At 62.0% G+C, this 13,246-nt stretch carries 10 protein-coding genes; all 10 read right to left on the reverse strand.

Annotated elements, in window-relative coordinates:
* Window positions 1–57: 57 nt before the first annotated feature.
* The gene (locus BUB23_RS16385; protein WP_178372325.1) at window positions 58–4,530 is read right to left on the reverse strand and encodes an autotransporter outer membrane beta-barrel domain-containing protein; all 4,473 of its coding nucleotides are present in this window, start codon (window positions 4,528–4,530) and stop codon (window positions 58–60) included.
* A 326-nt stretch (window positions 4,531–4,856) separates the two neighbouring features.
* A complete protein-coding gene (fdx, locus tag BUB23_RS16390; protein WP_073104756.1) occupies window positions 4,857–5,198 on the reverse strand; it encodes an ISC system 2Fe-2S type ferredoxin in 342 nt (113 codons plus the stop codon).
* A 19-nt stretch (window positions 5,199–5,217) separates the two neighbouring features.
* Window positions 5,218–7,077: a Fe-S protein assembly chaperone HscA gene (gene hscA / locus BUB23_RS16395; protein ID WP_073104759.1), complete on the reverse strand. Its 1,860-nt coding sequence runs from the start codon at window positions 7,075–7,077 to the stop codon at window positions 5,218–5,220.
* 1 nt (window position 7,078) lies between these two features.
* Window positions 7,079–7,612, reverse strand: coding sequence for a Fe-S protein assembly co-chaperone HscB (gene hscB / locus BUB23_RS16400; protein ID WP_073104762.1), 534 nt, complete (start codon window positions 7,610–7,612; stop codon window positions 7,079–7,081).
* A gap of 1 nt (window position 7,613) precedes the next feature.
* The gene (gene iscA, locus BUB23_RS16405; RefSeq protein WP_073104764.1) at window positions 7,614–7,937 is read right to left on the reverse strand and encodes an iron-sulfur cluster assembly protein IscA; all 324 of its coding nucleotides are present in this window, start codon (window positions 7,935–7,937) and stop codon (window positions 7,614–7,616) included.
* 2 nt (window positions 7,938–7,939) lie between these two features.
* Complete coding sequence (gene iscU, locus BUB23_RS16410; protein WP_073104767.1) at window positions 7,940–8,323, reverse strand: Fe-S cluster assembly scaffold IscU; 384 nt, start codon at window positions 8,321–8,323, stop codon at window positions 7,940–7,942.
* Between the two features lie 19 nt (window positions 8,324–8,342).
* On the reverse strand, window positions 8,343–9,554 hold the full coding sequence (locus BUB23_RS16415) for an IscS subfamily cysteine desulfurase (RefSeq protein ID WP_073104770.1): 1,212 nt from the start codon (window positions 9,552–9,554) through the stop codon (window positions 8,343–8,345).
* Window positions 9,555–9,574: 20 nt separating this feature from the next.
* A complete protein-coding gene (gene iscR / locus BUB23_RS16420; RefSeq protein ID WP_073104773.1) occupies window positions 9,575–10,084 on the reverse strand; it encodes a Fe-S cluster assembly transcriptional regulator IscR in 510 nt (169 codons plus the stop codon).
* 203 nt (window positions 10,085–10,287) lie between these two features.
* Entirely contained in the window at window positions 10,288–10,779 is a 492-nt protein-coding gene (locus BUB23_RS16425; protein WP_073104776.1) for a low molecular weight protein-tyrosine-phosphatase, read from the reverse strand.
* Window positions 10,780–11,161: 382 nt separating this feature from the next.
* Entirely contained in the window at window positions 11,162–13,186 is a 2,025-nt protein-coding gene (gene uvrB, locus BUB23_RS16430) for an excinuclease ABC subunit UvrB (protein WP_073104779.1), read from the reverse strand.
* Window positions 13,187–13,246 lie beyond the last annotated feature (60 nt).

The raw sequence follows: 13,246 nt of genomic DNA on the forward strand, positions 1-13,246 counted from the left end.
CCGAGCAATGCGTATGGAATTACGACAAAGAAGAGCGCGGGCCGGGGCTGCCCCGGGCTAGAACCTGATCTTCAAATACAGCGACCCGGCGCTGCCGCTGCTGTCCTTGCCGAACTGCCCGCTGTAGGCTACGCCCATGGCCTTGTTCTTGCCCACATTCATCTCCGCGCCCAGGTCCAGCACGGCCGAGTTCTTCGCCACCGGCGCGCCCGCCACGGTGAACGCCGCGCCATTGCCCTGGATGAAGGACATCCTGCGCGCTGCGCTTACGTCGCCCATCGCGTGGCGCCAGCCCAGGCCCGCGCTCAGGCGAGCCTCGTGCCTGCCGACCTCTACCGTGGTCTTGCCTCGCAGGCCCAACGTAGACGTCGTAATATCATCGGTCTGGCCCCGCCCCTTCAATGCCGCCGCGCCGCCCGTTTCGTCAAAGCCGCCGTTGCGCTGGCTGAACCATGCCACGCCCAGGTAAGGCTCCACGGCGCTGGCCTGCCCCACCGGAATGGCATAGCCCAGTTCGGTAAACAGCTGCAAGGTGTCGGCGTGGTAGTCGGCCTTGATCGTCTGGCTGCCGCCCACATTGACGTTGCGGCGGCTATCGATATCGTGGCGGGTATAGCCGGCGCCCGCCAGAAAATTCAACCGGCCGTTTCCCGCCGCCCAACTGTTACCTCCGTATACGGCAGCCGTATAGCTGCGCACATCGGACCGCGAGCCGCGATCGTCGACCTTGATCCGGCCATCGGTAAAGCCCAATGCCCCGCCCACGCGCCAGCCCTGGCCTACCGCCGCATCGCCGCCCACGTAGATGCCGGCGGTATGGCTTCTGGCCTTGGCGGCCTCGCCGCCATCCAGCGTATTCCAGTTGCCCACGACGTCGGCCCATAGGGGATAGGCCGCCGACGCGGGCATGGCGCCGGCCGGAACCGGCCCCGAGGCCTGGGCAATGGGCGCGCCCGCCATCATGCCCGCGCCCGCATTGCCGCGCATGCGGCTGGACACCGTGCTCACCAGCAGGCCGGCCGAGCTGTGCAGCGCCGACTGCGTGCTGGCGTGCGCTTCGCCGGAGAGCTGATTCAAGGCATCGTTGCGCTGCGCCGCTGGCATCAGCAATGCGGCGTCGACCGTCGTATTCCTGCCCGCCACCGATAAAGCGCCATCCAGCACCGCATTCTGATTGCGCGACAACCCCAGACGCCCCGCGGCGACTTTGCCGGGGTCCACCGACAGGCTGATTTTCACATCCTGGGGGTTGTACTTGACGGGATCGAGCCTGACCAGCGTATCGGCCAGGCTGCCATCCAGGGCGGCGCTCTGGAAGGTATTCTGCACATTGCCAAGCTCGGTCTGCAGTATGGTGTAGTCATGGTCGAGCAGGTAGCCGCCGTTGGCGACGCCGCCCACTTTTTCCTGCGCCACGATGAGATTGATCGCTGAAAGATCGATATCTCCCGTCCTGATGATGATTCTGTCCGATCCCCCCGCCGAATTGACTTCCGCCAGATACGTGGCCTCAACCTCGGCGCCGGTACCGTAGCTTTGCGTGCCCACTGAATTGCCCGGGCTGAGGAAGCCGCCCGAGCCGCTCAAGGCGCCGCCGACGAACAGATTGCCCCCCAGGACCGCGCCGCTGCTCACCACGGCATCGCCCGCAATGGCAATAGGCGTGTCCACCGTGCCGCCCAGCAAGGTGGCGCCCTCGCTCAGTTGTACCGCCCCTTGTATGCGGGTCGAGGCGCCGTTGAACACCAGGGAACTGTTGGATCCGCTTACTCCGCCGGCAATGGTGGTATTGCCCCCGCCGAAGGCGATCGCCGTCCCCTGCGTGGCGTCCACCGAACCGGCGATATTGGTGGACGGGCCGGTGAAGCTTATGCTGGAGTTTGATGCGCCCGTGACGGACTGGCCTATCGTCGTTGCGCCGCTAAAGGCGGCGGTGCTCGCGGAAGCGGCGAAACCCTGATGGATATGGGTCTGGCTGCCGCCAAACACCATATTGCTGCCGACACCCGTGACGGACTGGCCGATATCGGTCGGGCCGCCAAAGACCAGGCTGGATCCCTGCTGTCCCAATACATTCTGGCTTATAGTGGTGTTGCCATTGAACTGGACGGTGGAATTCGTGCCCGAGGCCACGCTGCCGCCGACATTGGCGCCGTTGTCGAACACGATGCTCGAGTTCTGCGTGCCTGTAACGCTGCTCTCGATAAGGGCATCGGAATAATGCTGCGTCTGCCCCTCTTCGACGACTCTGGTGTCTTTTTCGACAATGATTCCCGCCCAATGCGCGCCGGCGAGGCTGAGCACCGTCTTGGCCTCGTCATGGTTGTCCAGCTCGCCATTCAGGTAGTTCATGATATTGCCCGAAGCGAAACTTCCCGCGCTCAAGGACAATGCGACTCTGCCGTCGGAGCCGGCGGTATCCCGATCCACCCGAAGCAAAGTATCGCTCGAGGATGCCAGGTTCGAGCCCGCGCCGACAGTAATGGTTTGCGTCTGGCCGGCTTTGGTGAAATCGGAGGCCAATACCGGCCCGCTGGCGGCCACGCCAACGCCGTTCAGCTCGACCGTGCTGTCATTGCGCAAGTACACGGCCGTTGCGTTGGGGCCGGCGCTGGTAATGCTTCCGCCATTCATCCTGACCGAACTGGCATAGTTGGCGACGGGAACCCCGCCGGGTGTCTGCGCCGCGCTCATGGCGTTGACGGAAATGCCGTAGGCGCCCGGCCCATTCGTGCCGATGCTGGCGTTCTCCAGCTCGACATTGGCGCCATTGTAGGCGCTGACCCCATACGCGTTGGCGCCCTCGGTGGCAATGGTCAGGCTGGACGCTTTGATCAAAGCCCCATTATTCTGCGCCGACAGGCCGTAGGCGTCGGCGGCCGAAGTTCTTACCGACCCGCCGGCCAGCGTGATTTCCGGCGTATCCGCCGGCCTGTCGCCTGTCTGCTGGGCGCTGAAAGCATGCACGGCATTCGACATGACGCCTACGGTGGAAATCGCCACGCCGTTCGCATCGATTTTCGAGCTGGTGCTGGCAAGCAGCCCGCGGCCGTATTGATTGCTCAGCGACAACACAGCGCCCCCCGCAAGGCTGATGACGGCCTTGTTGCTGGCCGCTACGGCATTGGAAAGCTCCCCGGGTCCAGTATATTCACCCATGGCGCTGATGGCGGCGCCGCTCGCCTCGATCGATGAGCCTGCGCCGCTGGCGGCAATGCCTTGGCTGCCCGCCGAGAGGTTGGTATTGCCGACCGAGCCGCCCGTCAGCCTTATCTGGCCGCCGTCTGCAGCATATGCCCCGTATTTGCCCGCCCTGGTGGCTACCGCGGTGCCATCCGTGGCGATTGTGGAGCCGGCGCCACTGGCGTAAAGACCGTAGGCATTGCCATTCGCCGTGACGCTGCCCCCGGTCAGATCGATGAAGCTTCCGGTATATGCCGCCGCGCCGTGGGCCGCCGCGCCGCCGGTATTGATGACGGAATTCGTGGCGCGGATTTCCCCACCAAGTTCCGCGCGCAAGCCTTCCGCATAATTGCCCATGGTGGTGACAGGTATCGCTGCGACATTGACGAGAGCGCCCGCGTTTTTCGAAAGCACCCCGAAACTGCCCACATTGCCGGTCAGCGGGCCGCCCGTGGTGGTAATGGACCCGCCGTCGATATCGATGAAGCCGGCGCCATCGACAAAGGCGCCAAAGCCAGCCTGCCCCGCTGTGGTAATCGCGGCCGAACTATGGATGATGCCCCCGCCTTGCGAGAACAGCCCCCATGACTCGTTCCCGCCCGTGGATATTTCCCCGCCGATGACATTGATCGTCGCCTTGGGCTGATCGGGGTCCGTGCCGCCGTCGGCATGCACCGCATGCGACCTGGTGCCCGTCGTGGAAATCCGGGCATTGCTGGCATCTATGGTCGAGCCCGCCAGGCTCGAGCCGAATTGGGCATACAGGCCACGCGTGAGCGTGGAGCCCGTGGCGCTGACCGTCCCGCCGTCCAGGCTGATATAGCCGCCGTTCTGGGCCTTGACGGCCATGGTCATATAGGTGGTGCTCGTGCCGGACCCGGCAACGGAAATGGAAGGATTGTTGATGATCTCCACGCGCGCATCCTGGCCCGCGGCAAAAACGCCGCCGCCCAGCTTTCCGGCCGCCGCCGCCTCGGTATTGGTGTTGCCGACGGAAGTGCCGTCCAGGGTGATGATGGCGCCGGTACCGGCATGCACCGCCCACACGCCTTCGCCCGATGCCTCTATCGAGCCGCCATCGATCTCCAGCCTGCCGCCCGTATCGGCGCCGACGCCGCCCTCGACTCCCACGCCCGTCACGCTCAGGCTGGATCCGTTCGTCACGCCGATATAGCTATAGGGAGATTGGTCGGGCAAGGCTGGGCTGGGGATCGTGTGCGCCTGTCCATCGTCCAGGACCAGCGCCGTCTGCGCCTGGACCGTTCCGTATATGCCCAGCAATGCGGCTGTAAGCGTGGCGACTCTGAAAGCCCGGCCCCCGGGCCCTGCGGCTTGCTTGCTCATCATTCCATCCTTGGCCATGACTTATGGCTCAAAATGCGTCAGAAAATGCAAAACATCGAGGTGCTGCTTGAGGAGATATCTACTGCGTGCTGCTGGCGGCCCGTTGCGACGGCGCGATACGTGCTACGAAGTGATTTGCGGGAATAACAATCGATACAGAGCGGCTGATCTATTTTTTTTATGAATTGTGATCGATCAGACCGTTGCTGTTACGTACGGTTAAATGCATGAAGCCTAAAACAACTAGCTATTTCGCATTAGACCATTTGGCGGAGGCAATGTAAATCAATATTAATTGATTTACAAACGTTAACCGGCGCGATGCCGCGTCAGTGGCCTTCCTTGGCGTGGTTGACGGTGTATTTGGGGATCTCGATGGTCAGGTCGGTGTCGGTCACAAGCGCCTGGCAGGACAGGCGGGACGTGGGCGCAAGGCCCCAGGCCCGGTCCAGATAGTCTTCTTCGTTGTCGCTGGCCTCTTCCAGCGCATCGAAGCCATCGCGAACGATGACATGGCAAGTGGTGCAGGCGCAAGACAGTTCACAGGCATGCTCGATGCCGATATGGTTATCCAGCAGGACGCGGCAAATGGATACGCCGGCAGGAGCGTCGTCGATTACCGCGCCTTCGGGGCAGGCATCGGGATGAGGCAGGACGGTGATTTTTGGCATGGCTTTGTCGGTTTCTACTTTATATTTCGTCCACGGCGCGGCCCGCCAGCGCGGCGCGTATGCTGCGGTCCATGCGGCTGGCGGCGAAGGATTCGGTCGCCTTGCTCAATGCCTGCACGGCCTCGCGCAGCACATCGATATCGCCACAGCGGTTAGCTTCGGCGGCATGGGCCAGGCATTGCCGGATGTCCCCGAGCCGCGCGGCGTCCAGCAGGTCGGCGTCGGCCGCCAGCGCGGCGTTCACCGATTCGATCAACTGGCTCATTGCCACTTGCTGCTCGCGCAGCGCGCGCGCCCTGGCGTCGCTGTCGGCGTGGCTCATGCCGTCGGACAGCATGCGGGCCACTTCGGCATCGGACAAGCCGTAGGAAGGCTGGACCGATACGGCCGCCACGGCGGCCGTGCTTTCCTCGAGCGCCGACACATTGAGCAAGCCATCGGCATCGACCTGGAAAGTCACTTTGATGCGCGCGGCTCCCGCCACCATGGGAGGAATGCCGCGCAGCTCGAAGCGTGCGAGCGAACGGCAATCGGACACCAGCTCGCGCTCGCCCTGCACCACATGTATGCTCATGGCCGACTGGCCATCCTTGAAGGTGGTGAATTCTTGCGCGCGCGCCACGGGTATGGTGCTGTTGCGCGGGATGACGCGCTCGACTATGCCGCCCATGGTTTCCAGCCCCAAGGACAATGGCGTGACGTCGAGCAGCAGCCAGTCGTCGCCGGGCGCGCGATTGCCCGCCAGCAAATTGGCCTGCAATGCGGCGCCCAAAGCCACAACTTGGTCCGGGTCCAGGTCGGTGAGCGGCGCAGTGCCGAACAGGCGCCCCACTTCGCGCTGAATGATGGGCATGCGCGTGGCGCCGCCCACCATGACAACGCCGTTCACCTCGGCGGGCGCCAGCCCCGCGTCGCGCATGGCGCTGGTGGCGCGGTCGAGCGTGCGCTTGACCAAGGGCCCGGCCCAGTCCTCGAACTGCCCGCGCGTAATCGGCATATCGATGACCGTGGCATCGGCCAGCCTGGCCTGGAAGCGCGTCTCTTGCGCCGAAGTCAGGGCTTCCCGCGCCGCCCGGGCCGCCACCAGCAGGGCGCGCTGGTCGCCCTTTCCGGCCACCCGCAGCGCAGTCGAAGCAAGCACCCGCGCCACAATGACGGCGTCGAAATCGTCGCCGCCCAGGCGGGTGTCCCCGCCGGTCGAAACGACTTCGAACACGCCTTGCGTCAAGCGCAGAATGGAAACATCGAAGGTGCCGCCGCCCAGGTCGTACACGGCGTAAATGCCCTCAGAGCCATGGTCCAGCCCATAGGCGATGGCGGCGGCGGTGGGTTCGTTCAGCAGGCGCAATACATTCAGCCCGGCCAGCCGGGCGGCGTCGCGCGTCGCCTGGCGCTGGGCGTCGTCGAAATAGGCCGGCACGGTCACGACCGCGCCCACCAGGTCGCCGCCCAGCGCGTCTTCGGCGCGCCGGCGCAAGACCCGCAATACCTGGCTGGAAATTTCCACGGGGCTGAATTCGCCCTGGGCGGTTTTGAGTTTGACCATGCCCGGCTCGGCCGAGAAGTGGTAGGAAACGCCTTCGCGACTGGCCTCCTCCAGGGATCGCCCCATGAAGCGCTTGACCGAGGCGATGGTGTTGGCCGAATCAGCGGCCTGCTGCGCCATGGCGCCATACCCCACCTCGACCGCGCCGCCAGCCAGATAACGCACCACCGACGGCAGCAGGGCGCGCCCGGCGTCATCGCGCAGGATTTCCGGCGCGCCGCTAAGCACCGCGGCCACCAGCGAATGCGTGGTGCCCAGGTCTATGCCCACGGCGAGCTTGCGTTGATGAGGGGCCGGCGATGCGCCGGGTTCGGAAATTTGCAATAAGGCCATGTCAGCTTTGACGGTCGGTCAGATCGTGGCGCGCGTCGCGGATTTCCCGGGCCAGCTTGTCTATGAACATCCACTCGCGCACTTTGCCCGCGGCCTGTTCGTAATCGCGCTGCCGGTCGATCAGGGCCAGCATTGCGCTGTCCATGTCGGCGTGCGCCTGCCGGATATCGTTTTCCAGGGAGGCCAGGGCCTCGATGGACGAGGCATCGCGCGCTTCATCCAGCTGTTCGCGCCATTCCATTTGCCGCATGAGAAAAGCGGCATCCATGCGGGTGTTGCTTTCGGCCTGCAGGTCGCACCCCGCTTGCTCGCACAGGTAGCGGGCCCGGCTCAGCGGCGCTTTGAGCACGCGATAGGCCTCGTTGACAGTGGAGGCCCATTGCATGACGACGCGCTTCTCGGCCGGGCTGGCATTGACATAGCGGTCCGGATGCACCTTGGCGGCGTGGGCGCGCCAGATATGTTCCAGCGATGAGGGATCGAGGGCGTACTGCGGCGGCAGGCCGAATAATTCGAAATAATTTTCGCCTGCCACATTACACCGTGAAGGACTCGCCGCAGCCGCAAGTGGCTTTTTCGTTGGGGTTGGAAAACTTGAACCCTTCGTTGAGCCCTTCGCGGGAATAGTCCAGCTGCGTGCCTTCCAGGTAGGGCATGCTTTTGGGGTCGATATACACCTTGACGCCCAATTGCTCGAACACCTGATCCTCGGACTGAGGCTCGTCGACATATTCCAGCTTGTAGGCCATGCCGGAACATCCCGTCGTGCGGACACCCAGACGCAAACCCAGGCCCTTGCCGCGTTTCTCGATATAGCGGCTGATATGGTCAGCCGCTTGTTGTGTAAGCGTAATTCCCATGATTAGTCCTGGTGCTTTTCCTTGTAGTTCTGGACGGCCGCCTTGATGGCGTCTTCGGCCAGAATGGAACAGTGAATCTTTACCGGTGGCAAGGCAAGCTCTTCGGCAATTTGAGTGTTGCGGATATCCATTGCCTGGTCGAGCGTCTTGCCCTTGACCCATTCGGTCACCAGCGAGCTCGAAGCAATGGCCGAACCGCAGCCATAAGTCTTGAAGCGCGCATCTTCGATGATACCCGATTCATTCACCTTGATCTGCAATTTCATCACGTCGCCGCAGGCTGGAGCCCCGACCATGCCGGTGCCCACGGTACTGTCGGATTTGTCGAATGCGCCGACATTGCGCGGGTTTTCATAATGGTCGAGCACTTTATCGCTGTATGCCATGGTGATAGATATCCTTGTTTTAATGTGCGGCCCATTGAACCGAGTTCAAATCTATGCCTTCCTGGGCCATTTCCCACAAAGGCGACATATCGCGCAGCTTGCCTACGCGCCGGGCGAGCAGATCGACGGCGAAATCGACATCCTGCTGGGTGGTGAAACGACCCAGCGTGAAGCGGATGGAGCTATGCGCGAGTTCGTCATTGCGGCCCAGGGCGCGCAAGACATAGGAGGGCTCCAGACTGGCCGAGGTACAGGCCGAGCCGCTGGAAACCGCAAGCTCTTTGATGGCCATGATCAGCGATTCGCCCTCGACATAGTTGAAGCTGACATTGAGGTTGTGCGCCACCCGCTGCGTGACGTCGCCATTCAGGTAGACCTCTTCGATTTGCGCAAGGCCGGCCCAGAGGCGGTCGCGCAAGCCGCGTATGCGCTCGTTTTCGGCGGCCATTTCAAGGCGGGCCAGCCGGAAGGCCTCGCCCATGCCCACTATCTGGTGCGTGGCCAGCGTACCGGAGCGGAAGCCCCGTTCGTGGCCGCCGCCATGCATCTGCGCTTCCAGGCGTATGCGCGGCTTGCGGCGTATATACAGGGCGCCCACACCCTTGGGGCCATAGGTTTTGTGCGCGGAAAAAGACATCAGGTCGACTTTGAGCGCCTGCAAGTCTATGCCCACCTTGCCCGTGGCCTGCGCCGCGTCGACATGGAACACTATGCCTTTTTCGCGGCAGGTTTCACCTATGGCGGCGATATCCTGCACCACGCCGATTTCATTATTGACGAACATCACGGAAACCAGAATGGTGTCGGGACGCAGCGCCGCCTTGAAGGCGGCCGGATCCAGCAGGCCATTGTCCTGGACATCGAGGTAAGTGACCTCGAAGCCCTGGCGTTCCAGCTCGCGGCAGGTATCGAGCACCGCCTTGTGTTCGGTCTTGACCGTGACAATGTGCTTGCCCCGCCCCGAATAAAAATGGGCGGCCCCTTTCAGGGCTAGATTGTTGGACTCGGTGGCGCCGGAAGTCCAGACGATTTCCCGCGGGTCGGCGTTGACCAGCCCGGCGACTTCGGCGCGGGCCAACTCGACCGCTTCTTCGGCATCCCAGCCGTAGGCATGGCTGCGCGAGGCCGGGTTGCCGAAGTTTTCATACAACCACGGAATCATCTTTTCGACCACGCGCGGGTCTACTGGCGTAGTCGCGGAATAATCGAAATACACGGGGCGTTGTGACATTGAAGAGCTCCTAAAATCCTTTATGCCGACGCGACGGACTTGATGACCACATCGGGGGACCGGTTCATGCGCACCGCCGCCTGCGCCTGGGTGGCTTCCTGAAGCAGACGCATGCGTTGCTGGTCCACCAGGTCTTGCAGCGAGACAGAATCCAGATAATCCACCATTTTACGGTTAAGCGTGGACCATAATTCATGGGTCATGCATTTTCCGGTATTGCCGTTGCGGCCGATGTTGCAGTCCTCCTTGCCGCCGCAGCTGGTGGCGTCCAGGGGCTCGTCCACCGCGAAAATGATATCGGCCACGGTAATGTTGCGAGCCAGGCGGGCCAGCGAATAGCCTCCGCCCGGGCCGCGTATGCTATCGACCAGTTCGTGGCGGCGCAATTTGCCGAACAACTGTTCCAGATAAGACAGCGAAATATTCTGGCGGTCGCTGATGCCTGCCAGGGTAACGGGGCCGCTTTGCTGCCGCAACGCCAGATCAATCATGGCGGTCACCGCAAAACGCCCTTTAGTCGTCAAACGCATGGTGATTTCCTTGCCAAAGCCTGAGGCTAAAAAATGAAGAGATCAGCCGGCAACTGCTTTATATCCGACTAATTAGGTCAAGTATAGCCAAATCCCGACTAAATTGCTAGGGTATACACCAACCCTTCTGGCCAAGAAACAACCGGCGGCGAAAAAAAACCGCGCTGCCGCACGGTTTTTGTTTTACGCCGAATACCTGCGGTTTATGCGGCCTGGTACTGGGTGGCGCGCTTGCGCACCAGTTCCATTACGCCCTGACAGGCGTCTTCCAGGTAATCGAGCACTTTGGCGAAGCCTTCGGGGCCGCCGTAATAGGGATCGGGCACGGTGGCTTCTTCGAACTCGTTGGCGAAGCGCATCAGCAGCATCAGCTTGTGCTGGTATACTTTGGGGCATTGCTGCTGCAGGGCGGACAGGTTTTCCCAGTCCATTGCCAGGATAAGGTCGAATTCCCGGAAGTCATCGGCGGTGATCTGCCGCGCCACGCAATGGGATAATTCATAGCCGCGCTTGCGCGCAGCCGCCTGCGCACGGGCGTCGGGCGCCTCGCCAATATGAAAGCTGTGGGTGCCAGCCGAATCCACGCCCACGACCTCAGAGAGCCCCGCCTCGTCTATCAAACGGCGGAAGACACCCTCTGCGCTTGGTGAGCGACAGATATTACCCATACAAACGAAAAGTACCTTAGTCATCATAGGCAAGAGTGTGAGGGAAAACCCGCTATAAGGCAAGAGTTTTTGCATGCCCGCATTTACCGCAAGACACGCATTGACAAAAATAAAAACACAATTCCAACAAGGCCTTAGCGGCTTTTTCCACCTGCCATTTTAGCAGCTATAGCCTGCCCTGAAACCGTCGCAAAGCTAATATTCATGCAGCGCAGCATGTTCCATTCCCGGGCGGGAGCGCCGATGGAATTTAATGGTAAACCCTAGGCCCGGCCCTCGCCCGCCGCCGCGCCAGCCCGATCGCAAGAAGTATGACGCGGCGATGAAAAATAGAGCAATGTTGGGATTTTCCAACAATTTCAGGCCAAGATAGCTCGACGCCGCGCCCCGCCGCCGGCGAAGGGCGGCGTCAGGAAAACAAGGCTTTCTGTTTCAAGCGATTCAACGCGTCGCGCGCGGCGGCCGCCTGTTCGAACTCCAGATTCTTGGCATGATCCATCATCAGCTTTTCCAGGCGCCGGATCTCCTTGGCCAGGGATTTGTCGTCGTGCAACACGTCGGGGGAAATATCATCGGCGGCCGATTTTTCCACGGGTGTCACCATCACGCCGTCTATCATTTCCCGCACCGCCTTGCTGACCCCGCGCGCCGTAATCCCGTGCACCTTGTTGAATTCCAGCTGCTTGAGCCGGCGCCGCTCCGTTTCACCCATGGCGCGGCGCATCGAGTCGGTGATCCTGTCGGCGTACAGGATGGCGTGGCCATTGATATTGCGCGCCGCGCGGCCCATGGTCTGGATCAGGCTGCGCTCGGAACGCAGAAAGCCTTCCTTGTCGGCGTCCAGGATGGCTACCAGCGACACTTCCGGAATATCCAGCCCTTCGCGCAGCAGGTTGATCCCGACCAGGACGTCGAATACGCCCAGGCGCAGATCGCGTATGATCTCGACCCGCTCGACGGTGTCGATATCGGAGTGCAGATAGCGCACCTTCAGGCCGTTTTCATTCAGGTAATCGGTCAGATCTTCCGACATGCGCTTGGTCAGCGTGGTGACCAGCACGCGTTCCTGCACCGCCACGCGCTTCTTGATTTCACCCAGCAAGTCATCCACCTGGGTAATCGCCGGCCGCACTTCGACCAGGGGATCGACCAGGCCCGTGGGCCGCACGACTTGCTCGATGACGTTATCGGAATGCTCCTGCTCGTAGGCCGCCGGCGTGGCGGACACGAATACGCACTGGCGCATGCGCTGCTCGAACTCTTCCAGCTTCAAAGGGCGGTTGTCTATCGCCGAAGGCAGGCGGAAACCGAACTGCACAAGGGTGGACTTGCGCGAGCGGTCGCCCAGATACATGCCGCTAAGCTGGCCCAGGGTGACGTGGCTTTCGTCGATGAACATCAGGGCGTCGGCCGGCAGGTAGTCGATCAGCGTGGGCGGCGGTTCGCCAGGGGCGGCGCCCGACAAGTGGCGCGAATAGTTTTCGATCCCCTTGCAGAAACCCAGCTCCTGCAGCATTTCGAGGTCGAAGCGGGTGCGCTGCTCGAGCCGCTGGGCCTCGACCAGTTTGCCGTCTGCCACCAGAAAGGCCACGCGCTCGCGCAATTCCTGCTTGATGGTTTCAATCGCCCGCAACACGGTTTCGCGCGGAGTGACGTAATGGGAACTGGGAAAGACGGTGAAACGCGGGATTTTTTGCTTGATTTTGCCGGTGAGCGGGTCGAACATTTCCAGCGATTCCACCTCGTCGTCGAACAGCGTAATGCGCAGCGCGAGCTCCGCGTGCTCGGCCGGAAAGACGTCGATGATCTCGCCGCGCGCCCGGAATGTGCCGCGCACGAACTCGACGTCGTTGCGCTCGTACTGCATGGCGACCAGGCGGCCCAGCAATTCCTGGCGCGCGATGCGATCGCCGGAGCGCAGCATCAAGACCATGGCGTGGTAATCGCCGGGGTTGCCTATGCCGTAGATGCAGGATACCGTGCCGACGATGATAGTGTCGCGCCGCTCCAGCAGGCTTTTGGTGGCCGACAGGCGCATCTGCTCGATGTGCTCATTGATGGACGAGTCCTTCTCTATGAACAGGTCGCGCGCGGCCACATAAGCTTCGGGCTGATAGTAGTCGTAATACGACACGAAATACTCGACCGCGTTGTTCGGGAAAAAGTCGCGCATTTCGGCATAGAGCTGCGCCGCCAGCGTTTTGTTCGGAGCCAGCACGATGGCCGGCCGCCCGGTCCGGGCGATGACATTGGCCATGGTGTAGGTCTTGCCCGAGCCCGTCACGCCCAGCAATGTCTGGAACATGAGGCCATCGTCCAGGCCTTCGACCAGCGCGTCTATCGCCGCCGGCTGGTCGCCTGCCGGCGGGTAGGGCCGATAAAGCTGGAACGGGCTGTTGGGGTATTCGATGAAACCGGGCGCGGGGGCGTTCATACTAGACATATTCAGGGTAAACCCCTTATTATCACACTATTACCGCTGTTTCCCCTATCC

Origin of the sequence: Pollutimonas bauzanensis (genome assembly GCF_900129885.1) — a bacterium.
Lineage (GTDB): Bacteria > Pseudomonadota > Gammaproteobacteria > Burkholderiales > Burkholderiaceae_B > Pollutimonas > Pollutimonas bauzanensis.

Bases quoted from the DNA above. Each gene is read 5' to 3' on its own strand.
- hscA (WP_073104759.1), bottom strand. From the start codon at position 7,077: ATGGCCTTATTGCAAATTTCCGAACCCGGCGCATCGCCGGCCCCTCAT.
- uvrB (WP_073104779.1), bottom strand. From the start codon at position 13,186: ATGAACGCCCCCGCGCCCGGTTTCATCGAATACCCCAACAGCCCGTTC.
- iscU (WP_073104767.1), bottom strand. From the start codon at position 8,323: ATGGCATACAGCGATAAAGTGCTCGACCATTATGAAAACCCGCGCAAT.
- iscR (WP_073104773.1), bottom strand. From the start codon at position 10,084: ATGCGTTTGACGACTAAAGGGCGTTTTGCGGTGACCGCCATGATTGAT.
- BUB23_RS16425 (WP_073104776.1), bottom strand. From the start codon at position 10,779: ATGATGACTAAGGTACTTTTCGTTTGTATGGGTAATATCTGTCGCTCA.
- BUB23_RS16385 (WP_178372325.1), bottom strand. From the start codon at position 4,530: ATGATGAGCAAGCAAGCCGCAGGGCCCGGGGGCCGGGCTTTCAGAGTC.
- iscA (WP_073104764.1), bottom strand. From the start codon at position 7,937: ATGGGAATTACGCTTACACAACAAGCGGCTGACCATATCAGCCGCTAT.
- BUB23_RS16415 (WP_073104770.1), bottom strand. From the start codon at position 9,554: ATGTCACAACGCCCCGTGTATTTCGATTATTCCGCGACTACGCCAGTA.
- fdx (WP_073104756.1), bottom strand. From the start codon at position 5,198: ATGCCAAAAATCACCGTCCTGCCTCATCCCGATGCCTGCCCCGAAGGC.